This window comes from Rhizobium aouanii, assembly GCF_037002925.1.
GTDB lineage: Bacteria > Pseudomonadota > Alphaproteobacteria > Rhizobiales > Rhizobiaceae > Rhizobium > Rhizobium aouanii.
On the sequence record NZ_JBAMYD010000005.1, the window covers coordinates 254492 to 277949 of the forward strand.

21 protein-coding genes are annotated in these 23458 nt (G+C 60.6%); 8 read left to right on the plus strand and 13 right to left on the minus strand.

Annotated features, from left to right (window positions below; genetic code table 11):
• Positions 1–20 precede the first annotated feature (20 nt).
• The 12 genes from V8P77_RS11300 to V8P77_RS11355 all read right to left on the minus strand — a co-directional run bounded on the left by V8P77_RS11300 (position 21) and on the right by V8P77_RS11355 (position 13631).
• Positions 21–1169 carry a substrate-binding protein gene (locus V8P77_RS11300; protein ID WP_335912671.1) on the minus strand — a complete coding sequence of 383 codons (1149 nt, stop codon included), beginning with the start codon at positions 1167–1169 and terminating at the stop codon, positions 21–23.
• A 29-nt stretch (positions 1170–1198) separates the two neighbouring features.
• Positions 1199–2044: a nitrilase family protein gene (locus tag V8P77_RS11305; protein ID WP_335912672.1), complete on the minus strand. Its 846-nt coding sequence runs from the start codon at positions 2042–2044 to the stop codon at positions 1199–1201.
• 187 nt (positions 2045–2231) lie between these two features.
• Positions 2232–2855, minus strand: a complete 624-nt coding sequence (locus tag V8P77_RS11310; RefSeq protein WP_003553141.1) for an ANTAR domain-containing response regulator — start codon at positions 2853–2855, stop codon at positions 2232–2234.
• A gap of 1 nt (position 2856) precedes the next feature.
• Positions 2857–3990 (minus strand): transporter substrate-binding domain-containing protein, encoded by a 1134-nt coding sequence (locus tag V8P77_RS11315; protein WP_003553142.1) that lies wholly within the window; start codon positions 3988–3990, stop codon positions 2857–2859.
• A 145-nt stretch (positions 3991–4135) separates the two neighbouring features.
• The gene (locus V8P77_RS11320) at positions 4136–5584 is read right to left on the minus strand and encodes a M20 family metallopeptidase (RefSeq protein WP_335912673.1); all 1449 of its coding nucleotides are present in this window, start codon (positions 5582–5584) and stop codon (positions 4136–4138) included.
• A gap of 133 nt (positions 5585–5717) precedes the next feature.
• On the minus strand, positions 5718–7262 hold the full coding sequence (locus tag V8P77_RS11325) for an ABC transporter substrate-binding protein (protein WP_335912674.1): 1545 nt from the start codon (positions 7260–7262) through the stop codon (positions 5718–5720).
• A 23-nt stretch (positions 7263–7285) separates the two neighbouring features.
• Positions 7286–8149: a serine hydrolase gene (locus V8P77_RS11330; RefSeq protein WP_221987363.1), complete on the minus strand. Its 864-nt coding sequence runs from the start codon at positions 8147–8149 to the stop codon at positions 7286–7288.
• Between the two features lies 1 nt (position 8150).
• Complete coding sequence (locus V8P77_RS11335) at positions 8151–9779, minus strand: ABC transporter ATP-binding protein (RefSeq protein ID WP_335912676.1); 1629 nt, start codon at positions 9777–9779, stop codon at positions 8151–8153.
• On the minus strand, positions 9776–10594 hold the full coding sequence (locus tag V8P77_RS11340; RefSeq protein ID WP_335912677.1) for an ABC transporter permease: 819 nt from the start codon (positions 10592–10594) through the stop codon (positions 9776–9778). The genes V8P77_RS11335 and V8P77_RS11340 overlap by 4 nt, the downstream gene beginning before the upstream one ends.
• On the minus strand, positions 10591–11535 hold the full coding sequence (locus tag V8P77_RS11345; protein WP_222406985.1) for an ABC transporter permease: 945 nt from the start codon (positions 11533–11535) through the stop codon (positions 10591–10593). The genes V8P77_RS11340 and V8P77_RS11345 overlap by 4 nt, the downstream gene beginning before the upstream one ends.
• A 178-nt stretch (positions 11536–11713) precedes the next feature.
• Positions 11714–12619, minus strand: coding sequence for a LysR family transcriptional regulator (locus V8P77_RS11350; RefSeq protein ID WP_335912681.1), 906 nt, complete (start codon positions 12617–12619; stop codon positions 11714–11716).
• Positions 12620–12656: 37 nt separating this feature from the next.
• Positions 12657–13631 (minus strand): LysR family transcriptional regulator, encoded by a 975-nt coding sequence (locus V8P77_RS11355; RefSeq protein ID WP_335912683.1) that lies wholly within the window; start codon positions 13629–13631, stop codon positions 12657–12659.
• A 39-nt stretch (positions 13632–13670) separates the two neighbouring features.
• Here V8P77_RS11355 and V8P77_RS11360 point away from each other — a divergent pair, with 39 nt between their 5' ends.
• The gene (locus V8P77_RS11360) at positions 13671–15044 is read left to right on the plus strand and encodes an MmgE/PrpD family protein (RefSeq protein ID WP_335912685.1); all 1374 of its coding nucleotides are present in this window, start codon (positions 13671–13673) and stop codon (positions 15042–15044) included.
• A 65-nt stretch (positions 15045–15109) separates the two neighbouring features.
• On the opposite strand, the gene yghX is transcribed toward V8P77_RS11360, so the two are convergent.
• Positions 15110–15997, minus strand: coding sequence for a YghX family hydrolase (gene yghX, locus V8P77_RS11365; protein WP_335912687.1), 888 nt, complete (start codon positions 15995–15997; stop codon positions 15110–15112).
• Between the two features lie 329 nt (positions 15998–16326).
• Here yghX and V8P77_RS11370 point away from each other — a divergent pair, with 329 nt between their 5' ends.
• The 7 genes from V8P77_RS11370 (at position 16327) to V8P77_RS11400 (ending at position 23265) form a co-directional block, all read left to right on the plus strand.
• Complete coding sequence (locus V8P77_RS11370) at positions 16327–17484, plus strand: Gfo/Idh/MocA family protein (protein ID WP_017958114.1); 1158 nt, start codon at positions 16327–16329, stop codon at positions 17482–17484.
• A gap of 13 nt (positions 17485–17497) precedes the next feature.
• On the plus strand, positions 17498–18382 hold the full coding sequence (locus V8P77_RS11375; RefSeq protein WP_017958115.1) for a carbohydrate ABC transporter permease: 885 nt from the start codon (positions 17498–17500) through the stop codon (positions 18380–18382).
• Positions 18379–19236, plus strand: a complete 858-nt coding sequence (locus V8P77_RS11380) for a carbohydrate ABC transporter permease (protein WP_335912690.1) — start codon at positions 18379–18381, stop codon at positions 19234–19236. The genes V8P77_RS11375 and V8P77_RS11380 overlap by 4 nt, the downstream gene beginning before the upstream one ends.
• 73 nt (positions 19237–19309) lie before the next feature.
• Positions 19310–20515, plus strand: coding sequence for an ABC transporter substrate-binding protein (locus V8P77_RS11385; protein ID WP_335912902.1), 1206 nt, complete (start codon positions 19310–19312; stop codon positions 20513–20515).
• 92 nt (positions 20516–20607) lie between these two features.
• The gene (locus V8P77_RS11390) at positions 20608–21741 is read left to right on the plus strand and encodes an ABC transporter ATP-binding protein (protein WP_335912692.1); all 1134 of its coding nucleotides are present in this window, start codon (positions 20608–20610) and stop codon (positions 21739–21741) included.
• A gap of 233 nt (positions 21742–21974) precedes the next feature.
• Complete coding sequence (locus tag V8P77_RS11395; protein WP_335912693.1) at positions 21975–22352, plus strand: VOC family protein; 378 nt, start codon at positions 21975–21977, stop codon at positions 22350–22352.
• A gap of 19 nt (positions 22353–22371) precedes the next feature.
• Positions 22372–23265: an arginase family protein gene (locus V8P77_RS11400; protein ID WP_335912695.1), complete on the plus strand. Its 894-nt coding sequence runs from the start codon at positions 22372–22374 to the stop codon at positions 23263–23265.
• Positions 23266–23458 lie beyond the last annotated feature (193 nt).

Below are 23458 nucleotides of genomic sequence, written 5' to 3' on the forward strand. Positions count from 1 at the left end.
TCTGCCCCGCCACGCTGGTTTCAGAGATTCGGGCACTGATCGCCGGGATCGACGTCCTTGAAGCTATCGACGACTGCAACGCTGCCGTCGTCCTTTACCTGGCCAAGATACATCGTCAGCGGCGCGTGGTGCTGTTTGTTCATGGAGATCATGCCGCGCGGACCGGTGAAGGATACGTCAGGAAGAGCTTTGAGCACGTCCGCCGTATCCGTGCTGCCGGCCTTTTCGACGGCTGCCTTGTAAAGGTAGATCGCTTCATATTGCGGTACGGAAAGATCGTTCGGCGTGCGCAGTTCCTTGCCGAATTTCTTGTCCATGGCCGAAAGAAAAGCCTTGTTTTCCGGGCTGTCGATGCCGGTGACGTAGGATGCGGAGAGGAAAATGTCCTTGGCATCCGTGCCCATGCTCTTGGCGGTGCCTTCGTCGACCGCGAGATTGCCGTAAGGCAAGGTGACGCCAGACGAGCGCAACTGCTTGGTCAAGGTCACGTTCGGTGCGCCGCCGGCCGTCGAGGTGATGATGGCATCGGCGCCGGAGGACCTGACCTTGGAAATGATGGCCGTCCAGTCGCTGCCGTCCATCGGCAGATATTCCTCGCCGACGACCTGAGCCCCGGCCCTTTCGATATAGCCCTTGGCGAAGGTCAGCATGCCGCGTCCGAAGGCATAATCCGAACCGATCAGGAAGAATTTCTTTGCGCCCTGTTTGCTGATGAAATTGTCGACGACAGGCGGCACCTGCTGTTCTGGAACCCAGGCATCGACGAAAAGATTGGCGTTGCAGGATTTGCCTTCATAGAAGGACGTGTAGATGTATGGCACGTCACCTTTGGAAGCGATCGGGAGGCCGGCATTGCGCGCAGCACTCGTCTCCATGGAGATGATGACGTTCACCTCCTTCTGGAAAACCAGGGAATCGAAGGCCTTTTGCGCGCCGGCCGCCCCTGATGCATCGTCGGCGATCTCAAGCTGCAGTGGCCGCCCGAGCAGGCCGCCCTTGGCATTGATTTCCTCGACGGCGAGCTCCGCAGCTTGGACCACGGACGGCGCGACCACGCTGTTTGCGCCAGAAAGCCCGACCGGCACGCCGATCTTGATCGGATCCTCGGCGAGAGCTGCGGTGGCGAATGCCGCAGATGCCAGCGTCAATACTATGGTTCTCATTTGCATTTTGTTCCCCTTTCTTGAGTGGGTCGATATTACCCGTAGACATCGGCTCGGCGGTCGCCGAGCAGATGATTGAAGCTGTTGAGCGTGCGGGTTTCCGTCACGCTCGACAGATCGATTTGCGCAAGGAGAATTTCCTCGCGATCGGCACTGGCCGGACCGGATATCGGCCAGCCTTGCGGGCCGACGATTAGGCTGCGGCCGATGAAGGGCTGGCCGCGCTCGATGCCGATCCGGTCGGCGCAGGCAATGTAAAGACCATTGGTGTGGGCGGCCGCCTTGTGGAGGATATTGGCCATCGGCTCGGGAACGCTTTCCCCACCGGCCATCGGTACCCAGTTGGTGGGGACGCAGACCAGTTCGGCGCCGGCCAGCGCCAACTCGCGAAATGTTTCCGGAAACCAGCCGTCGTAGCAGATAGCGATGCCGATACGGCCGAAGGGCAGGTCGAATACCGGCAGCCCGAGATCGCCTTTTCTGAAAAGGCGGTTTTCGTTGTTCCATAGATGAAGCTTGCGGTATTTGCCGATATATCCGTCGGGACCGCAGAGAAGAGCGCTGTTGTAAAACCGGTCGCCATCCTGCTCGGCAACGCCGCTGACGATGTAAAAGCCAAGCTCTCCCGCGAGGCGGCAGAGCGTCTCGGCACTCGGGCCGCCGGGTAACGGGCCGGCCAATGCGGCAACCTCGTCGCCGTCACGGAAGTTATAGCCGCTATCGGCCAGTTCCGGCAGAACGACGATCTCCGCGCCCTTTGTCTTTGCCGCCCTCACCAGCCGATCGATAGCCGCAAGATTACCGGCGCGATCACCGACGATCGGTTCGAACTGGACGGTTGCGACGGTTACCGTCCGTGCGGTTGAGGTCTTGAGGTTCAATCTTGTCTCCAAACGCAAAAAACCTCTGGCACGGAATTCAATCCGTGAACCAGAGGCTACATAGCCATGATGTGAATGCGGCAGCCCTGCCGCTGAGCAAACCTGCTCGTTATCTTTAGGCTTGCACGAAAGAATGTGTCCGTCAAGCCGCTTCAGCAGGCATTTTCAGGGGGCAAGAGTTGGCGACCTAAGGTTGAGTTTTTGCGCTGATGGAAAGTCCGAGGCTTTTCATGGTGTCTTGCGCGGCAATGATGGATTCGGCGATCGTCGCCATCGGAACGCGCTTCGACGTCGCCTGATCGCGCAAGAGCTTATAGGCCGCCTCCTCGTCGAGACCATTCATCACCCGCAACGCCGAAACGGCTTTTTCGACCAGCCGGCGACTTTTCAAGGTTTCCTCGAGTTTTTGCACTTTGCCGGCGAGCCGTTTTTCGTAGCTATGCCGATAACGTGCAAGCGCAAATTGCGTCAGAATGCCGAGTGGCCGCAACGGTTTGCTGATAACGCCGTGGGCATTGAGATCGATGATCGCCTGGAGGGCGGTCGGGCTCTCATAGGTTACGATCGCGATGATCGCCGTCTGCTGGAGGTCGATAATCTGCAGCGCGTGCTCGACATGCACATCCTCGACGTGCAGAAAGACGGTGTCTACGTCAGGAGGCAAGGCTGGCGGAAGCGGCCAGGTGGCCCGAACCTCACAGCCAAGGCGCTTGAGGTGGGCGATCAGCACGTCGCCGTCCTCGTCGCGAGGATGGACGACCAGAACGCGTGCGCGCCGCAGATCCTGAACGATCCTGCTCGGTCCCGCCATCTCAGGCCTCCAGCCAAACGTCTTCGAACCGCGAAGCCGTCAGGTAGGGATCTGGCCGGATCGGGCCAGGCGCCTGCCAGGCAATGTCGAAAAGTCCATCGGCGCGCGCCACGCCGATGCGGGGATGCAGCCAGAGGTGGCGGGTATCGGCGTCGAAATTGATCCGGCCCTCCGGAGCCAGAAAATCTTCCAGGAGAATTTCTTCGGAAATGCGATGGGTCTCGAGCGAGCCGGCCCGGGCAAGCGCGCGGGCGAAAAGGTGAACCTGCGCATAGGCCGGCTGCGACCAGACGCTGGTGGTGAAGTCCTGGCCGAAACGGGCTTTGAATGCCCCTACGAAGCGCTCATTCGCCTCGTTCTCGACCGTCTGGAAATAGGTCGCCGAGAGAATATGGCCGGTGCAAGCGTCGGCTCCGATCTCGCGAATCTCGCTCTCGGCCATGGTCAGACTGGCAATCGGAACCCGCCTGCGATCGATGCCGGTCTCGGCATACATGCGGTAAAAACGCTGCGCCGGCCGGCCGATGATCGTCGAGAAAATGGCATCGGGCTTGAGACGAACAATATCGGAAATAACCGAACGCAAGGTTTGTTCGTCGGCATGAAGAGGAAGATATCGCTCGCTGACGACTTCACCGCCCTTTGCCTCGACCACGTCCCGCATCACCCGATTGGATTCGCGCGGATAAATATAATCCGCACCGACGAAGAGGATCCGGCGTCCATGGTGGCGGAGAAGGTATTCCGCGAGCGCGAAGGTGTTCTGATTGAGGGTGGCGCCGGTATAGACCACATTCTCCGAATATTCGAAACCTTCATACATCGACGGATAAAACAGCAGTCCGTTGTGCCGCTCGACGATCGGCAGCACCGCCTTTCGGCTGGCCGACATCGAGGCACCGAAGATGATGTTGACGTCGTCGTCGGCAAGAAGGCGCCGCGCCAGATTGCGATAGGCGGTCTGATCCCCGCCCGGATCATAGGCGATCGGAACGATGGGCTTGCCGAGCACGCCGCCCGCCGCATTGACTTCCTCGATCGCAAGTGCGGTGCCAAGAAAGTGCTCGGTTTCCGTAATTTCGCTAATTCCGCTTCTGGAAAACAGCACTCCCACCCGCCATTCGGAGCTTGTCATCTTTGCCTTTTCCGACGTGTTGGAGGTTCGAAAGCGGTGAATGCCTCAGTTCCGCGCTTTCGACTTGCATACCCTTAGTGCTTTTTCATGGGATCCTGCAAGCGGGTGCGATGCAGGTCGCTGTCACAGCCGACGGAGACGGGAACTACCGGATATGAATCGATGCAGGCATCACATCGTCGGGGATGGGGCAAACATAGGCTTTGCCACTGGTCTTTTCCCGCCACTCGGCCTTCGCGGCCGCCAGGAGGTCGGATGACGACATCAATGCGAGCCCCGTGGTTGCAAGCGTCTTGGCCGCATGCGCCATGGCCTTGTGCGCGGCCGGGCTTTTTCCCTGCGCGACGACCTGCCAGGTATGGGGATTGGTGCCGATCGCCCAGGCTGGCGCCCAGCATTGCGCGGTCGGCGTCACCCAGCTGACATCGCCGACATCGGTCGATCCGGCCCGGAAATGCGATTGTCCCTCGAAATCGCGTAGACCGGTGTGCAGGGGCGTCGAGCCATCGACCTTGGCGTTGGAGAACACATCGCCCTTGATCTGATAGAGGCGGATGCTGCTCCTGATCGCCTCCGGTGTGAAGGTATCCTGGATTTTCCTGGCGAAGGCGATGTCGGCCTCGTCGAAGGCGATCGGCCCAAGCGCGACCATGTTTTCGTGCATTGCCGTTTCAAGCGTGATGTTGGGAAGAAGGTTCGTCGAGGCCGTGTCGAAGACGATCTCGACCTCGGTTTCGGTCATCATCGCCGCACCTCGTGCGACCTTCTCGACGCGCCCGGCAAGCGCAAGCGCCTGCGGCATGTCGGGCGCCCTGATCAGATAGAGAACCTCGGCGCGGGCCTGCACGACATTGGCGGCCCTGCCGCCGGTGTCGGTGATCGCGTAGTGAACGCGACAATCCTGCGGCATGTGTTCACGCAGGAAATTGACGCCGACATTCATCAGTTCGACGGCATCGAGCGCCGAGCGGCCAAGATGGGCGCTGTTGGCAGCATGTGCCGCGACACCCCTGAAGCGATAGTAATATTCGAGAACGGCAAGATTGTTCGTCGAGCGAACACCGTTGAACGGAGCCGGATGCCAGGTCAGGGCGGCATCGACATCATCGAATGCGCCGGCACGAACCATGAAGGTCTTGCCGGAACCGCCCTCCTCTCCCGGGCAGCCGTAATAGCGCACCGTTCCGGGCAGATTGTTCTCCTTGAGGTGGCGGGCAAGCGCAACCGCCGCCATCAGCGATCCGACGCCAAGCAGATTGTGCCCGCAGCCGTGACCGGTTGCTCCCGCCGCTTGTGGAAGAGGCTCGGCGACGTCGGCGGTTTGGCTCATTCCGGCCAGGGCATCGAATTCGCCGAGGAAAGCGATCACCGGCTTGCCGCTGCCGGATTGGCCGATGAAGGCCGTTTCCATGCCTGCGACGCCGCGGCGCACGGCAAAGCCGTTTTCCTCGAGCGTCCTTGCCAGCAATTGCGACGAGCGCCGCTCCTCGAATTTCAACTCCGCGAAATCCCAGATACTGTCGCTGAGGGCGATATAATCCGGCTTCATCTTTTCGATCGTCGCGGCAATGGAGCTGATCGCGTCAAGATTCATGGTATTCCTCGCTGTCTGCCCTGCCGCCACAGGGACGTGTTGCACCGGACCCGGCAGGACTGCCTGCCGGATCTCCTGTTGACTGTCGAAACGGGATGGCGGCGCCCGACCCACCGGGCGCGGCAGTTCAGGCTCAATTGTCGAGCGAAACTTCCCAAAGCCGGGCATTCGATTGCCAGACGGGCTGACCCTTCAGCTTCTTGGTCGCACCCCAGACATCCACCATGTCATAAAGGAAGATGCCCGGCATTTCCTTGAGCATCAGCGTGTGAAACTCGTCGAAGATCGCCTGACGCTTCGTCTGGTCGGGTTCCGCATAGGCGGCCTTCATCAACTCGACGGCCTTCGGATCATCCCACATCAATGACGCATTCTTGTCCTTGTTGCCGACATAGAAGCCGTACATCAGCGCCGGATCGAGCCGCGGCGCTACCGATTGCGAGATGATCTGGTAGTTGCCGGACCGGCGGCGATCGACCTGCGTCGCATAGTCGAGCACCTCGATCTGCACATTGAGACCTGCCTGCTGCATCATGGCCTGCGCCATGACCGCGGCCGGGAAGCTTGGCACGTTGCTGCGCTTGTTGGCGATGATGGTAATCGGCTCGCCTTTATAGCCGGCCGTCGCAAGCTCTTTCTTCGCGGCCTCGATGTCGTAGGGCAGACGCTCCTTCTGGACATCGTCGAAGTAGAGCGAGTCTTGCGAAACCATCGAACCGTTGGCTGCGCCGGTGCCATTGGAGGCGGCCTCGACGAGCTGGTCGAGATCGAGCGCCATCGCCATGGCGCGGCGCACGCCGGGATTGCTCAGAACCTTGTCGCGCGTCTGGATGTAGAAGAGGTTTTTGCCGTTGTTGCGCGCCACGATCAGCTGCATCGTGTCGCTCGTCTTGAATTCGGGAATGAGATCCGGCGAAATCTCCGCGGTATCGAGCACGCCGGACTGAAGGCCGGCCTTTACGGTCGAAGCATCGGGAATGACCATGAACTTGATGCCGTCGACGAGAGGGCGCTTGGAGCCGACCATGCCGTCGGGCTTGCCACCGTTCTCTGGCGAGACATAATCGTCGAACTTGGCGAGATGGATATACTCGCCCTTCTTCCATTCATCCCATCTGAAAGGACCGGTGCCGATCGGCTTGACGAAGCTTCCGTCCGCGCCGACCGATTCCGGGGAAATCATCCCGGTGTAACCGCATTCGGGGCGCGACATCAGGCCCAGGAAAACTGCGGATGGCTTTTCCAGCGTGATGGTGACGGTCGAAGCATCGACTGCCTTGACCCCTGTAACATGCACGGAGCCGCTGCCGTCGAAGTCAGGAAGGCAGGTCCATTTCGTTTCGGGCTTGAGATAGCGGTTCCAGTTCCACACGACGTCATCGGCGGTCAATGTCTTGCCGTTGTGGAATTTGACGTCGTCACGCAGTTTGAAGCTGTAGGCCAACCCATCCGCCGAGACTTCGAAGCTCTTAGCCAGCAGCGGCTTGACCTCGCCGTTGTTGGCATAGCCGACGAGCCCTTCGACGATATGCAGGATGACGCCATCGGTATTGCCGTCGCGATTTACGCCCGGATTGTTGCTGCGCAGATCGGAACTTTGAGCCACGACGATGTCGCGGGCGTCGACCACGCCGGTCATCGCCATCAACATGGTGCCTGCAAGAAGAAGCTTATGCATTGTTCTACCCTCTTTTATGATCATTAGGATTGGAATTCATCCCAGCAGGCGCGTGAAAGCCTGCCGATGGTTTCAAGCGCGACCGTGTAGCCGGGGGTGCCGTCCGGCATCTCCTGCGGCACGTCGTCGGTATAGGCGGCGATGATGTAGAAGGGGGAACCGTCGCGATAGACGATACCGGCATTCATGCGGCCACGCTTTCCCGTGCCGCCCTTATGGGCGACGAGCACACCGAAGGGCAGCCTGGAGGGAATGGCGTAGCGCAGGATCTGGTTCTTCAGGGTTTGAAGCGCATAGGCGCTGAGCGCCTGCGAGCAGCCGAGCCGGTCCGCGGCTTCCCGTGAATCCTGCGCATCCAGGATGGTCTGCAGCAGATAGACCTGATCCCGCGCCGTCGTCGTGGTGACGGCCTTCAGGGAATGATCCGGCGACAGCGCCAGGGGCGGGATGAGGAAGCGATGGTTGGTGCCCGTCATGCCGATCGACTTGCAATAGCTGTCGACCTCTTCGAGCGTCAGCCTTTCGAAGACCATCTTGGTGCAGACATTGTCGCTCAGCACCATCATGCCGGTGATGGCATCGCGCAGCGATATGACGATACCAGGCGTCAGATAGCGGAACATCCCGCTCGCCACTTCCTCGGCGAAACGTTTTTCGTAGGTGATCCGTTCGTCGAGATCCAGGCGGCCTTCATGCGCGGCCTTCAAGGCCGCCATCATGATCGAGGTCTTCCGAGTGCTGGCGGAGGGCGTTTCCTCGTCCGCGCCCCTGCCGATCGTTTCGCCGCTGCCAAGCGCACGCACCATGAAGCGCGTCACGAAAGGCTGGGCATCGCAGATCGCGTTCAATCGCTCGCCGAGCTTTCCGGATTCAATCATCGTCGTCATATCAGTTCTCCAGGCGCCATTTGAGGATCACGCCGCCCTGAGCATTGTGATCCAGAGCGGGGATGGCCGAGAGAAGCCTTTGCGTATAGGCCTCCTTCGGGCGGTCGAAAACCGTGTTGCGGTCGCCCTCCTCGATGATCCGGCCGTCCTGCATGACGACGACGCGATCGGCCACCTGTTCGACCACGCCGAGATCATGGCTGATGAACAGGCAGGAAAAGCCGTAGCGTTTTTGCAGATCGGACAGGAGTTCGAGCACCTGCGCCCGGACCGTCACGTCGAGAGCCGATACCGGTTCGTCGGCGATCAGGAATTTCGGCCGGCGCGCCATGGCGCGGGCAATCGCCACACGCTGCCGCTGGCCGCCCGAAAGCTCATGCGGGTAGCGCCCGGCATAGTCGGACCCAAGACCGACTTCCTCCAGCGTCTCCAGGGCGCGCTTGCGCTTGGCAATGGCGTCGAGATCGGGAACGAGCCGCAGCGCTTCTTCCACAAGCGCGAGGATGGTCATGCGCGGATCGAGCGAGGAGTAAGGATCCTGAAACACCATCTGGCAATTCAGCCGATAGTCCATCCAGTCGTCGTCGCGGCTGCGCCCCTTGAACCGGATATCGCCTTCGCTCTCCCGGACCAGTCCGGCAATGGTGCGCCCGAGCGTGGTCTTGCCGGAACCCGAACCGCCGACCAGCGCCACGACTTCGCCCTCGTGGATATCGATGCTGACGCCATGCAGCGCCCGTTTCGGCGTTGCCTTCTTCATCAGCGACCGCCGGCCTGGATAGTCGACGACGATATCCCGCGCCGAGACCATCGGCGCCCTGGTCTTGTCGATCGTGCGCGTTTCTCCGCGGAACGGCAGGGAAGAAAGCAGTTTCTTCGTATAGGCACGCTGCGGAGCATCGAGTAGATCGGCGGTGCGTCCTTCTTCGACGATCACGCCCTTTTCCATGACGACGATGCGGTTCGTGTAGCGCGCAACCATCGGCAGATCGTGACTGATCAGCAGCACGGCGGTGCCTTCCGCCTGCGTCAGTTCCACCATCAGTTCCATGACATCGCGCTGGATCACCGCATCGAGCGCCGTCGTCGGCTCGTCGGCGATCAACAGCGCCGGTTTCAGCAGCATCACCGATGCCAGCATGATGCGCTGGCGCATGCCGCCCGAGAATTCATGCGGATAGGAAGAGAGCGCCCCGGCGGGATCGCGGATTCCCACCCGGTTCAGCATGTCGAGGATCCGGCTGCGCCGTTCTTCCTGCGAAAGTTTCGTATGCAGCTGCAACCCTTCTTCGAGTTGGCGGCCAACGGTCATCGAGGGATTGAGCGAGGTCATCGGCTCCTGGAAGACGACACCGATTTCCGCACCGCGCAATTGGCGCAATTGCGCGCCGTTCATGGAAAGCACGTCGCGTCCCTTGTAGGCAACGGAGCCGCCGATCACCTTGATGGGTGCCGGCAGCAGCGAGATCAGGGCGCGTGTTGCCAGCGTCTTGCCCGATCCGCTTTCTCCGACGATGCCGAAGATCTCGCCTGGCGCGATGTCGAAGCTGACGTCCTTGACGACCTGCACACCGGTCCCAGTGACCTGAAGCGACAGGTTGCGGACATTCAAAAGCGTTCTATTGGTCATTTCAGCCCCCTCATCCGCGGATCAAGCTTGTCCCGAAGAGCGTCGCCCAGAAGATTGATGCCGAGGAGCGTCAGGGCGATCGCCAGGCCCGGGAACAGACCCAGCCAGACCGCCTGCTCGATGAATGGTCGGCCGGCGGCCAGCATGTTGCCCCAGGTCGGCGCCGGTGGCGGAACGCCGAGGCCGAGAAAGCTGAGCGCGCTTTCCGAAAGGATCGCCCAGCCGAACATCGAGGTCGCAAGCACGGTGATGGGAGCGATGCAATTGGGGAGGATATGGCGGAACATGGTGTAGAGCTCGCCATTGCCCATCACCTTGGAGGCCTCGATGAATTCCCGCTCGCGCAGCGACAGGACAGCACCCCGGACAACGCGGGCCATGGAGGGAGAATAGGCAATGCCCAGCGCGAAGATGATGCCATATTGGTTGGCGCCGAAGACGGCGAGCAATCCCAGCGCCAGAAGGATGCCCGGAAAGGCGAGAAGCGCATTGTTGACGGCCATGATGACGGCATCGATCCAACCGCGGGCGTAACCGCTGACGAGACCGATCAGCGTGCCGCAGACCGTCGCGAAGGTGACCGTCAAGGTGCCGATCCAGACGCTCGCCCGGGCGCCGACGATCAGGCGGCTGAGCACGTCGCGGCCGAATTCGTCGGTTCCGAGCCAGTGGGCGCTGCTTGGCGCCGCCAGCCGCGCCGTGAAGCCGAGCTTCATCGGATCATAGGGCGTCCAGAAGAGGCCGATCGCAGCGGAGATGAGCAGTGCGGCAATCAGAGTGCCGCCGATGAAGCCGTTAAACGTGACGTTTTTCATTCGGCAACTACCCGCGGATCGAACAGGGGATAGAGCAGGTCGACGACCAAATTGACCAGCACATAGGAAAGCGAGACGAACAGCAGGCAACCCTGGATCACTGGGTAGTCGCGAGCAAAAATACTGTCGACCATCAGTCGCCCGAGCCCCGGAATGGTGAAGACGGTCTCGATGACGGCAATGCCGCCGAGCAGATTGCCGAGGATCAGACCGATGACTGTCCAGGTCGGGCCGAAGGCATTCTTGAAGGCGTGCCGCCAGAGGACGGCGCTCTCGGAAAGCCCCTTGGCCCGGGCGTGGGTGATATAGTCGAGACGCAGCACTTCCAGCGTCGAGGCGCGCGCCATGCGGATCAACACACCCATCTCGTGAATGACCAGGGTCATGATCGGCAGCACGAGGTAGAGCAGGCCGCCGGTGACGTTGCTGCCGATCGAGACATAGCCGAGGACCGGTAACCAGCCGAGTTTCAGGCCGAAGAAAAGCAGGAGCAGAAGGCCGAGCCAGAATGTCGGGATCGACAGCAGGATCGTGGCGGTGCCGACCAGCGCCAGATCCGTCAGACTGTTTTGCCGCCAGGCTGCGATGACACCGGCCGGCACGGCGATGAGGCTCGCCAGAAGCACGGCGACGACGACGACTTCGGCGCTGACCAGAAAGCGTGATGCGACGAGCGGCAGAACCGGCTCGTCATTGACGATCGAGCGGCCGAAGTCACCCTGGACGACATTGGCGGTCCAGATCAGGAACTGTTGCGGCAGCGATTTGTCGAGGCCGAGTTCCGAGCGCATCGCCGCGATCTGATCGGGCTCAGCCATATCGCCCAGCATCAGTGCCGCCGGATCGCCGGGTATGAAGCGGATCAGCGTGAAGACGGTCACCGAAACGAGGACGATCGTCGGCAATGCCATCAACAGGCGGTTCAGAACGAATTTCAGCATTTTTGTTCCCCGCGATGGGCGACGGACAGTGCCCGGCGCCATCGGTTTCGTTGCCACAGACTATGATCGAATGAAGAAATATCCGCAATATTATGCGATTCCGTCATAAGTCTATGCGGAATACGACCGCAACCAAAGCGGCTGCGTTGGCGTAAAGATTCGGGCTAAAAATTTGATTTCAAATGTCTTTTTGCGAAAGCTTGATCTGTCGCTTCAAGGCATCGCTGAGAGCGTGGGCGGCAATCGAGAGTGGCGTCCCGACCGCCCTCGCCAATCCGAATTCCTGGGTCGCGCGTGGCACGAAAGGACGGTGAACCACCGGCAGGTGGCGATAAAGATTCGCATAAAAGCTGCTGATGATCGTGACCCCAAGGCCATGCGCGACGTAGGAACAGGCGGAGCTGTTGGTATGCGTCTCGATCTTGACGATCTGCTTGACGCCGGCCCGCCGGAAGGTCTGGTCGAGCGCCATGCGGTTCGGCCGTTGGCGGCCGATCAGAATGAGGGGCACGTCGCGCAAATTCCTGACCGTGATTTCTTCCAGTTTCGCAAGAGGATGATCCTTCGGAACGACGCAGACGCTTTCGCCGGTGGCGACACGCTCGACCTCGATGCCCGGTCCGCTCTCGCCCTCCATGCGCAGAAAGCCGAAATCGATCACCCTCTGCTCGACGAGCTTGTTGATCGCGGTCGTCGTCTCGAAGAAGGTTTCGATCCGCACACCGGGGAAATCGCTGATGTAATCGGCCAGCATTGCCGGCGCGAAATGCTCCCACATGCTGCTCGGCAGGCCGACGCGGACGATCTCCGGGCCGGCGGCGCCGCTTCTTAAGTCCTCCGCGTGGCCCGACATCCGATCGACCGCCAGCAGGATGTTCTCGGCATCGCGGGCAAGAAGCAGGGCCTCGGGGGTGGGGATGAGACGGCCTTTGTCGCGCACGAAAAGCGACATCGAAAGGTCCGCCTCGAGCTGCTGGAGGAGGCGGCTGATACCGGACTGACTGAGGCCCATCGTCTTTGCCGTGGCAATCGTCGATCCCGTCGCCAGAAGCGTGCGCAGGACTTCCAGTTGCTTGATATTCATGCGTTTGCGATCCCCCGGGACGATTCAGGCACCGTCATCATGCCCAGTCCGAAATGCTTTGAAGGAAGAGGCTGGCGGCCTTGGGCATCGGAAATTTCTCTCCGCTGATCAGCGCGTAGGCAACCGGCAGTTCCGGTTCGAGCGGAATGAACTGCAGCGGCAGCGTCGCATATTCGCGGGCGATGATCTCGCCGACCAGCGCAATGCCGAGCCCCTGCGCCGCCAGCGCACAGGCACTCGCCACCGAATGCGCTTCGAGCAAGGGGCGTTGGCGGATGCCGGCCTTGTAGAACAACGCCTCAAGCTCATGGCGAACCGGTCGCTCCCTGTTCAGCATGATCAGATCCTGCCCCTTCAGGTCGCCAACCGACAATTGGTGGCTGCCGGCCTTGGGATGATCGTTGTGCAGGGCGCAAATGACCCGCGACGACAGGACCTTCTCCTGTTTCAATCCCGGGCTCATCAGCGGCAGACGCGCGAAGCCGAGATCGGCCTCGCCGTCGGCCACCATCCGTTCAATTGCCAGATAACTGCCGGATGCGACTTCGACGCGCATCGGACCATTCGCCGCGAGAAAGTTCTTCAGCAGCTTCGGAATGCGCGTCTGGGAAAGACTGGAGGGAAAGGCGAGCCGCAGCATGATCTCCCGCGACCGACCACTCTCAAGCTCCATCGCCGCCGTTTTCAAGGCGCGCAGCCGGTCGGAAATGGCACGGATTTCCGGGCCGAGCTGCAGCCCCTCGCGGGTCGGTTGCAGCCGGTTCTTTTCCCGGTCGAAAAGCCGGACGCCGAGATAGTCTTCCAGTTGCTGCAACAAGCGGCTGGCATTCGATTGTGAGATCCCAAGCTCGACGGAAGCGGCGATCGTCGAGCCCGTCGCGGCGATGGCGTCATAGGCCTCGATATGCTTCAGGCTGATTGCCGCACTCGTGTCTCGCGCCATTCTATCTCCAACATCGATAGCCCTACCCGCAAACCGCATAAGATTGCGGAGCTGCGGAAAGTTGAACATTTTCCGCTGAGAACCAAACTCACGGAAAGACTTTCGTCAATGGCCACCATCCTCCGGAAGATCGCGGAACAGCTCCTGTCGCGCACGACGTTCTCAGATCTCGCAATGGACCGGGCAAGAGATGCTGCGGTAGACACCATCGGCTGTATGATTGCAGGCAGCGGCGATGAAAGCGTTGCCGCGCTCACCCGCGCCTTCGACGGGGAAATCGCCGGAGGCGGCGCAGCCCGGCTCGTCACCGGCGGCTCCGCCTCGCCCTCTTTTGCCGCACTCATCAACGCAACGGCGGCTCATGCGCTCGATTTCGATGACAATTTCCATCCGGCGAGGGCGCATGCTTCCGCGGTGCTGGTGCCGGCGCTGCTGGCGGTTCTGACGCGCGGCAAGGCGACAAGCGGAAAACGGTTTCTCGAGGCTTACCTCGCCGGGCTGGAAGCGCAGGCGGCGGTCGGCTTCGGCGTCAATCCCTCTCACTATAACAGAGGCTGGCACGCAACGGCGACGGTCGGCAGCATCGGGGCCGCAGCTGGCGTGGCACGGCTTCTCGGCGCCGACGAAGAGCGCCTGGTCGCGGCGATGAGCCTTGCGACGAGCCTTGCCTGCGGCCCGAAAGGGCAGTTCGGCACGAGCGCCAAACCGCTTCATGCCGGCATTGCCGCGCGCAATGCCGTCGACGCGGCGCGCATGGCGCTTGCGGGGATGAGCGGGCGGCCGGATATCCTCGAACGGCCGCAAGGCTTCCTCGATCTTTTCGGCGGCGATAATGCCAGGGGCTGGGACGGCCTGACATTCGAGGAGGAGCATATCATCGAAAGCCGGGGCGTGGTGACCAAGCGCCATCCCTGCTGCGCCTCGACCCATCGCGCGGTCGACGCTCTTCTGGATATCAAGCAGGAGCATGGGCTTTTGGCGGCCGACATTATCAGGATCGAGACGAAAGTCGGCATATCCGCTGCCCGCAACCTCGCTTATCCCGAGCCCGCTGACGAGATGCAGGCCCGCTTCTCAATGCAATATTGCCTGGCGACAGCTTTCCTCAAAGGCTCCCTTAGCCTTTCGGACTTTACACGGCAGGAGATTGGGCGAGCGGAAATCCGGGAATTCATGCCGCGCGTCGAAATGCAGTCCTATTCGGCCGATGAGGAAAAAGGCGTCGAGCGCCTCCCGCATATCGTCACGGTCACGATGCGCGACGGGCGCATTTTGAACAAGTCTCGCTTGCATGCGAAGGGATCGCTTGAAGCGCCGATGAGCGTTCATGAACGTGAAGTCAAATTCATGGACTGCTTGCGCTGGAGAAATCGGAATGTGTCCGGCGCCTCTTTCCTGCAGCTTCGCGGGCTTGCCGATGTTGAAAACCTGTCCGGCGACGATCCCTTCTGGAGCCTGATCGCGGACCGTCAGTCGCCTTGACAAGCCGCGGGACGGAAAAGCGGCGGAAATGGCTCCCCGCCGCAGCTCGTTCAAGTCCGGCCTTCTCAGGCGAGGTATTTCGTAAACCAGTCGACCGTCCGCTGCCAGGCGAGCTTGGCTGCCGCTTCGTCGTAGCGGGGCGTGGAATCATTGTGAAAGCCGTGATTGACGTCAGGATAGACGTAGGCCTCGAATGTTTTTCCGGCGGACTTCAGCGCAGCTTCATAGGCCGGCCAGCCTTCGTTGATCCCCTTGTCCAGCCCGGCATAATGGAGAAGCAGCGGCGCCTTGATCTTCGGCACGTCTTCGGCGCGCGGCTGCCGGCCGTAGAACGGCACGGCTGCGGCAAGCTCCGGATAGGCCACCGCCGCAGCGTTGGCGACGCCGCCGCCATAGCAGAAGCCGGTGATGCCGACCTTGCCTGTGGTGAGATCGTTGTTCATCAAAAATTCGACCGCCGCGAAGAAGTCGTTCATCAGCTTTTCCGGGTCGACTTTCTGCTGGAGTTCGCGTCCCTTTTCGTCGTTGCCGGGATAGCCTCCGACCGAAGTGAGGCCATCCGGCGCAAGAGCGATGAACCCCGCCTTTGCCACGCGCCGCGCCACATCTTCGATATAGGGGTTCAGACCTCTGTTCTCGTGCACGACCACCACAGCCGCAACTTTGCCGGTCGCGTTTTTGGGACGGACGAGATAGCCGCGGACATCGCCATTTCCCTTTGGCGAGGGATAGGTGATGTATTCGGCCGATATATCGGGATCGGTGAACTCGACCTGGGTCGCCAGCGCATAGTCGGGGCTCAGCGATGAAAGAATGGCGGCTGCCGTAACGCCGCCGACGGCGAATTTGCCGGCCCGGTCGAGAAACTCGCGTTTGGTAATTCTCCCATGCGCGTAATAATCGTAGAGTTCGAGAAGTTCCTGAGGGAAATCCTTGGCTGTCATACGGGTCATGATGGCTCCTCCGTGCCTTCGGGTCTCGCATCATCCTACACACGTAAACTCACGAGTCTTTTCAACATTTCGCGAGTCCCGCGTGTGCTTGCCGGACCGATCGTCGGCTGCGCCAACAGTCGCTGAATTCGCTGCCTCGGCGTCAAGAGATGCGCCCTCTTCCCTTTGGCAATCGGCATCCGGTCGGTTGCAGGCAGCAATCGGCCGCCGGCTATCGATCTATGAAAATTAATTTCATGCTCGCGCTTCCATGCCCGTTTTCTATTGACGCCTCCCGATTTTTGTCCCAACTTAAAGAAAATAAATTACTAAATGGGAACCTGATCGGCATGAAAGTGGGAATCATCGGGCTAGGATTCCGGCTCGGCTATCTCGGCTATGTTTTCAAGGCAATCGATAGCAGCTTCGACATTGTCGGCTATGTGGATCCGGAACCCGCCGGACTTCCCGGATTGACGGAAAAGGGTATTTCAGTCGGCAAGGCCTATGGTTCGCCGGAAGAGCTCCTCGCCTCCGAAAAGCTCGATCTGCTGATGATCGGCTCTCCCAATCACCTGCATCTCGACCATATCAGGCTCGGGCTTCAAGCCGGTCTCAAGGTCTTCTGCGAAAAGCCGATCGTCACGACGATCGCCGAAAGCATCGAACTTGCGCATCTGATGGCAAAATTCGGCCATGAGCGACTGATGGTCGGTCTCGTGCTACGCTATTCTCCTCTTTACAAGGATCTCCGCGCCATCCAGGCCGAGGGCAAGCTTGGTCAGATCGTGTCGATCGAGGCTTCCGAACATATCGAGCCTTATCACGGCGCCTTCTTCATGCGCGACTGGCGCCGCTATGAGCGCTATTCCGGCAGCTTCATGCTGGAGAAATGCTGCCACGACCTCGATCTTTACAATGGCGTCGCAGGCGCACGGCCGGAACGCGTCGCAAGTTTCGGCGGCCGCAAGAGCTTCATTCCGGCCAACGACCCGGCACGTGAGGGCATCAACGACCTCGAGCTTTTCCACCGCAAGCCGAGCGGATGGATGGGATCGGACAAGGTCTTCGACAGCGATGCCGATATCATCGACTATCAGGTGGCGATCGTCGAATATGCCAATGGCGTCGGCATGAACTTTCACACCAATCTCAACGTGCCCGACCAGTTCCGCCGTTTCGCCATCATGGGTTCGCGCGGCATGGCCGAAGGCGATTTCGTCCGCGGCTATCTCGACGTTCACGAACAGCTGACCGGCAATAAGGTGGTCGAAAACAAATATGCCGCCACCGAGCTCTCCCAGCACTACGGCGCCGATGAACAGATGGCGAGCGACCTGCTTGAAAGCGTACGCACCGGGCTCGAACTTCCTGTTTCCACGCTGAATGCGCTCGAGGCCGGCATCCTCGCCTTGGCGATGGACGAAGCGAGGATGAAGAAAACGGTCGTCGATCTGAGACCCGTCTGGGACCGCTTCGACGAAGCCCTTCACGCGAGAGCGGCTTGAGGAGGGCGGCAAGATGAGTGTTCAAAGAAGCACCTTCATCTTCGCTTGCATCCTTCTTCTTCCGGCTGTGCTCTATGTTCTGGCGATCGTCGCCTATCCGCTGGTCGATACCTTCATTCTCTCCTTCACCGACGCGTCGCTCAGGAAGACCACCAACTGGGTCGGCTGGGCTAATTACGAGAAGATCTTCAACGAGCGGTTTGCGGAAGTGATCATCCGCACCTTCGTCTGGACCTTCTTCTCCGTTGCCCTGAAAATGGTTATCGGCACATTCGGCGCATGCATGCTGAATGCCGCGGTCCCCGGCCGCTCGCTGTTCCGGCTTTTGACCATGCCGCCGTGGATCGTGCCGATGGCGATCGGCATCTTCATGTGGGGCTGGATGTATAATGGCCAGTTCGGGATGATATCGGGCCTGTTGCAGCGCTTCGGTCTCGTCGACGGACCGGTCGCCTTCCTTGCCTACGGAAGTACCGCCTTCTGGGCAACGATCATCACCGACGTTTGGATCGGCGTGCCACTGGTGACGATCTACTTCCTGGCAGCGATCCAATCCATTCCGAAGGATCTCTATGAGGCCGCGTGGACCGATGGCGCCGGCCGCTGGTACCGCTTCCGCCGCATCACGCTGCCGTTGATGGTTCCGGCGATCATCACCATGTCGATGCTCTCGCTGATCGCCACCTTCAACTCGTTCGACATCATCTGGATCCTGACGCAGGGCGGACCGAGCGGCGAGACGACGACGATGATCATCGATACCTATCAGACCGCGATCGGCTCGAAGAAATACGGTGAAGGTGCCGCGCGCGCCGTTTTGATCTGCATCTTCCTGTCGCTCTTCTGCTTCGCCTATTTCCGCGTCACCCGTCGCCTCAATCCGGAGAAGCGCGCATGAGCAATGCAGCCATGATCGACCGTTACCGCTGGTGGGAAATCATCCTGATCTATTGCGGCATCGCGCTGTTTCTTTTCTTCGTGCTGTCGCCCTTCGTCGAAGGTTTCCTGGTTTCGCTGAAACCGCTCAGCCAGCTCTTCTCCTCGCCCTATCGCTTCTGGCCGGAGAACGGCTCCTTCGACGCCTACCGGACAATGTGGATCAGCGTGCCGGGCTTCGGGCGCTATATCTTCAACTCCTTCTTCATCTCGACCATCGTCACGCTGATCGTGCTCGGCCTCGTCATTCCGGCGGCCTATGCCTTCGCGAAGTTCGAATTCAGGGGCATGGGCATCCTGCTCGGCGCCTTCCTGACGGTGAACATGTTTTCCGGCGCCGTGCTGTTGATCCCGCTCTTCCGGCTGATGCGCAGCATGGGCGTGCTCAACACCTATCTCGCCATGATCGTGCCGGGTGTCGCCTTCCTGATCCCCTCGGCGATCTGGCTGCTGCGCACCTACATGATCCGCATTCCGCAGGAACTCAACGAAGCGGCCTACATGGATGGCGCCAGCCATTTCTACACGCTTCGCCGGGTCATCCTGCCCATTGCGATGCCGGGGATCATCGTGGTCGCCATCACCACCTTCATCGGCGCCTACGCCCAGCAATTCATCTTCGCGCTGACGTTCAACTCGAAGACCGAATACATGCCCTTGCCGGTGGGGCTCTTTGCTTACTTCGGCAAGCAGGAGGTCATCTGGAACGAACTGATGGCGGCTTCCTTCGTCGGTATCGCGCCGGCGATGGTCGTCATCTTCTTCCTTCAGCGCTACCTTGTCGGCGGGCTGACCGCCGGTGCGGTGAAACAATAAGACCAAAAAACGAGTGAACAGCTAACACAAGAATGGGAGTCACGACGTGAGCATATCAATCAAGACAGGCCTTATGGCGCTCGCCCTGCTCGGTTCGACGGCACTGACCGCCGTCACTGCCCAGGCGGCCGACAAGGAAATCAGCTGGATCTATTGCGGCGACACGATCGACCCGGTCCACAGCAAATACATCAAGCAGTGGGAAGAAAAGAATACTGGCTGGAAGGTCGCCCCCGAGGTCGTCGGATGGGCACAGTGCCAGGACAAGGCAACGACGCTCGCCGCCGCCGGCACGCCGGTGGCGATGGCCTATGTCGGCTCGCGCACGCTGAAGGAATTCGCGCAGAACGACCTGATCGTTCCGGTGCCGATGACGGACGACGAGAAGAAGACCTATTATCCGAACATCGTCAACACCGTGACCTTCGAGGGCACGCAGTGGGGCGTGCCGATCGCTTTCTCCACCAAGGCGCTCTACTGGAACAAGGATCTTTTCAAGCAGGCCGGCCTCGATCCCGAGACGCCGCCGAAGACCTGGGCTGAAGAAATCGAGATGGCAAAGACCATCAAGGAAAAGACCGGCATTCCGGGCTACGGTCTCCCCGCCAAGACCTTCGACAACACGATGCACCAGTTCATGCATTGGGTTTACACCAATAATGGCACGGTGATCGATGCCGAAGGCAAAGTCACGCTCGACAGCCCGCAGATTCTCGCAGCGCTGAAGGCCTACAAGGATATCGTACCCTACTCCGAAGAAGGCCCGACGGCCTATGAGCAGAACGAAGTCCGCGCCATCTTCCTCGACGGCAAGGTCGCCATGATCCAGGCCGGATCTGGCGCCGCCTCCCGGCTGAAAGAGACGAAGATCAACTGGGGCATCACGACGCTGCCGCTCGGTCCCGACGCCAAAGGCCCCGGCACGCTGCTGATCACCGACAGCCTGGCGATCTTCAAGGGCTCGGGTGTCGAGGACAAGGCGACGGAATTCGCCAAGTTCATCACTTCGCCGGATGTCCAGTCGGAATACGAATTGCAGGGCGGCGCCGGCCTCACTCCGCTGCGTCCGTCTGCAAAGGTCGATGAATTCGTCGCCAAGGATCCCTACTGGAAGCCGCTCATCGACGGCATCAGCTACGGTGGTCCCGAGCCGCTCTTCACCGACTACAAGGGCTTCCAGAACTCGATGATCGAGATGGTCCAGTCTGTGGTGACAGGCAAGGCCGAGCCGGAAGCCGCGCTCAAGAAGGCCGCGGGCGAAATCGAAGCCTTCAAGTAAGCCCCTCGGGTTCCTGGGATCGCGGGATATGACATCCGCGATCCCTCCCTGACGATGAACGTGCGACCAAGGCCGCCGGCGGAGACAGATTTTTGGGACAGCTTCTTCTCAACAAAGTCCAGAAGTTCTATGGCGATTACGAAGTTCTGAAGGGCGTGCAGCTCGAGGTGCGGAACGGCGAGTTCGTGGTCTTCGTCGGCCCGTCGGGCTGCGGCAAGTCCACGCTCTTGCGCATGATCGCCGGTCTCGACGCGACGAGCGCCGGCGACATCGTCATTAATGGCGTCAGGGTCAACGACCTGCCGCCGGTCAAGCGCGGCATCGCCATGGTATTCCAGTCCTACGCGCTTTATCCGCACATGACGGTCTTCGAGAACATCGCTTTCCCGCTTCGGGTCGAAAGGATGGAAGAGGCAAAGCTCAAAGCCAAGGTGGAAAACGCGGCGCGCATCCTTCATCTTGAACAGCGGCTGCAGCAGAAACCCGGCATGCTTTCCGGCGGCCAGCGCCAGCGCGTCGCGATCGGCCGCGCCATCGTGCGCGAACCGAAGATATTCCTGTTCGACGAGCCGCTGTCCAACCTCGACGCGGCGCTGCGCGCCGACATGCGCATCGAGCTTGCCAAGCTGCATAGGCAGTTGAAGGCGACGATGATCTATGTGACGCACGACCAGGTCGAGGCGATGACCATGGCCGACCGTATCGTCGTGCTGGATTCCGGCGATATCTCCCAGACCGGCGCGCCGCTGGAGCTTTATCACAAGCCCGCAAACCAGTTCGTCGCCGGTTTCATCGGCAATCCGAAAATGAATTTTCTTCCCGTGACCTGCAAGGGCCTCAGCGCCAATGGCGTCGAGGTGGATTATCAAGGCCAGACAGCCGTTCTGCCCGTGACGCCGCGTGACGGCATGGCCGGCAAGGCTTTGACGCTCGGCATCCGGCCGGAGCACATCCAGCTTGGCGGCGGCGATATCGTCTTCACCGTGACCCCGACGGTCATCGAGCGCCTCGGGGCAAATACGGTCGCCTACGCCTCGCTCAACGGAGAGTCCGAGAATTTTTGCGCCATGCTGCCGGGCAGCGTCGGCATCCGCGCGGACACGCCGGTTGCAACCGGCATCAATGCCGCAGATTGCCACCTCTTCGACGAGGCCGGCATAGCCTTCGAGCGGCGCGTCGAACTGACCGAAATCGATATGAACGTGATCAATCCGACAGCGGCTTGAACCGACCTGCTCCGTTTCAGCGGTTCGTCCTGCCAGGTCGGTTCCAGGGGGCGGCATGACACGCGAAGCGATTGCGGCCGTCCGCCGATAGAGTTCGGGTGATTTTCAGTCCGCGAACGTCGTTGGGCAATCTCCTCCAGATACCAGGGTCCGGCCCCACTGCGGAGCTTGTCATTGAGGGAACAATGACCAAAAGCTGCCGTTAAGGGGACAAAGCTGGAGCGGAGGTAGTTGTGATCCACCATGTCTCGGTCGGGACGAATGATGTTGCGCGTTCGAAGCGCTTCTACGATGCCGTTTTGCCCATCGTCGGCATTCTCCCGATGGCCGAGGACGAGGGTGGACTTGGCTACGGCAGTGGTACGTTTCATTTCAGCGTCCAGGTTCCGATTGATGGAAAACCAGCGACCGTGGGCAATGGCACTCATATCGCCTTTGCTGTCGAGGACCGTTCGATGGTCAAGCGATTTTACGCAACGGCACTGAAATATGGCGGCAGTGACGATGGCGCTCCCGGGCTGCGGCCGAACTATGATGCGAACTATTATGGAGCGTTCGTCCGCGATCCGGACGGTCACAAGATCGAGGCCGTGACCTACTCCGCAAAATGACTCGCTAACGGAGGCGCGCATGCCGACCCTTCCCTATGCAATTCTCGAAGCTCCCTCCACGCTGGGCTTGGCGACCGACGGTGTGGAGCGCTTGCCCGACCGACTACTGGATTTCGGTCTTGCAGAGCGCATCCATGCGCACCGCGCCGAGCGGCTGGCGGTGCCTCCGAAGGACCCTATGCCCGATCCCGGGACCGGCATCCTGAATGCCAGGGCAATCGCGGCGTGGTCGCCCAAGCTCGCCGACGCGGTGGAAGCGGTGCTTGACGCGGGCAGATTTCCGGTTGTACTCGGCGGCGATTGCACGATCCTAATGGGCTCGATGCTCGCGTTTCGACGGCGCGGCCGCTACGGCCTGTTCTTCATCGACGGCAACGCCGATTTCTTTCAGCCCGAGGCGGAACCCAATGGTGAGGGCGCCTCGATGGATCTTGCCTTGGTCACCGGCCACGGCCCATCGCTCTCGACCGACATCGAAGGTCGCGGTCCTTTGGTCCGTCCCGAAGACGCTGTCGCCTTCGCATATCGCGATCATAAGGATCAGGAGGAGTTCGGAAGCCAGGCGCTTCCCAAGGAGCTCAAGGCGATTGACCTTCCCGCCGTGCGCGCGATGGGCATCGAGGCCGCCGCGCGCGAAGCGGTCGACCACCTGACGCGGGAGGAATTGGACGGCTTCTTCATCCATCTCGATGCCGATTGCCTCGACGACGTCATCATGCCGGCTGTCGATTTCCGCGTGCCGGACGGGTTGTCATGGGATGAGTTAGGAACCGCGCTTCGGGTTGCCTTGGCGAGCGGCAAGGCAGTCGGTATCGAGATCACCATCTACAATCCGCGCCTTGATGAGGACGGCAGCGCCGGGCGCGGCCTCGCCGACGTACTAGCCGCAGCGCTCGGAACAGCAGCGCCCTGAAACGGCGAACACGTCTGTTCTCCGGCGCGGACACACTCGAACGACAGACTTTGGGTCAGTTGCCGAAGGGCGGCCATCAGATAAATTTGTCGCATGGCAGACTTTCCGCTACCGGCCCGCACCGGCCCGAACGGCCGGTGGAGACACTGCCTAAGAGCAGACGTTCCCTCCGAGGCGAGTTTCCCGACCCCGC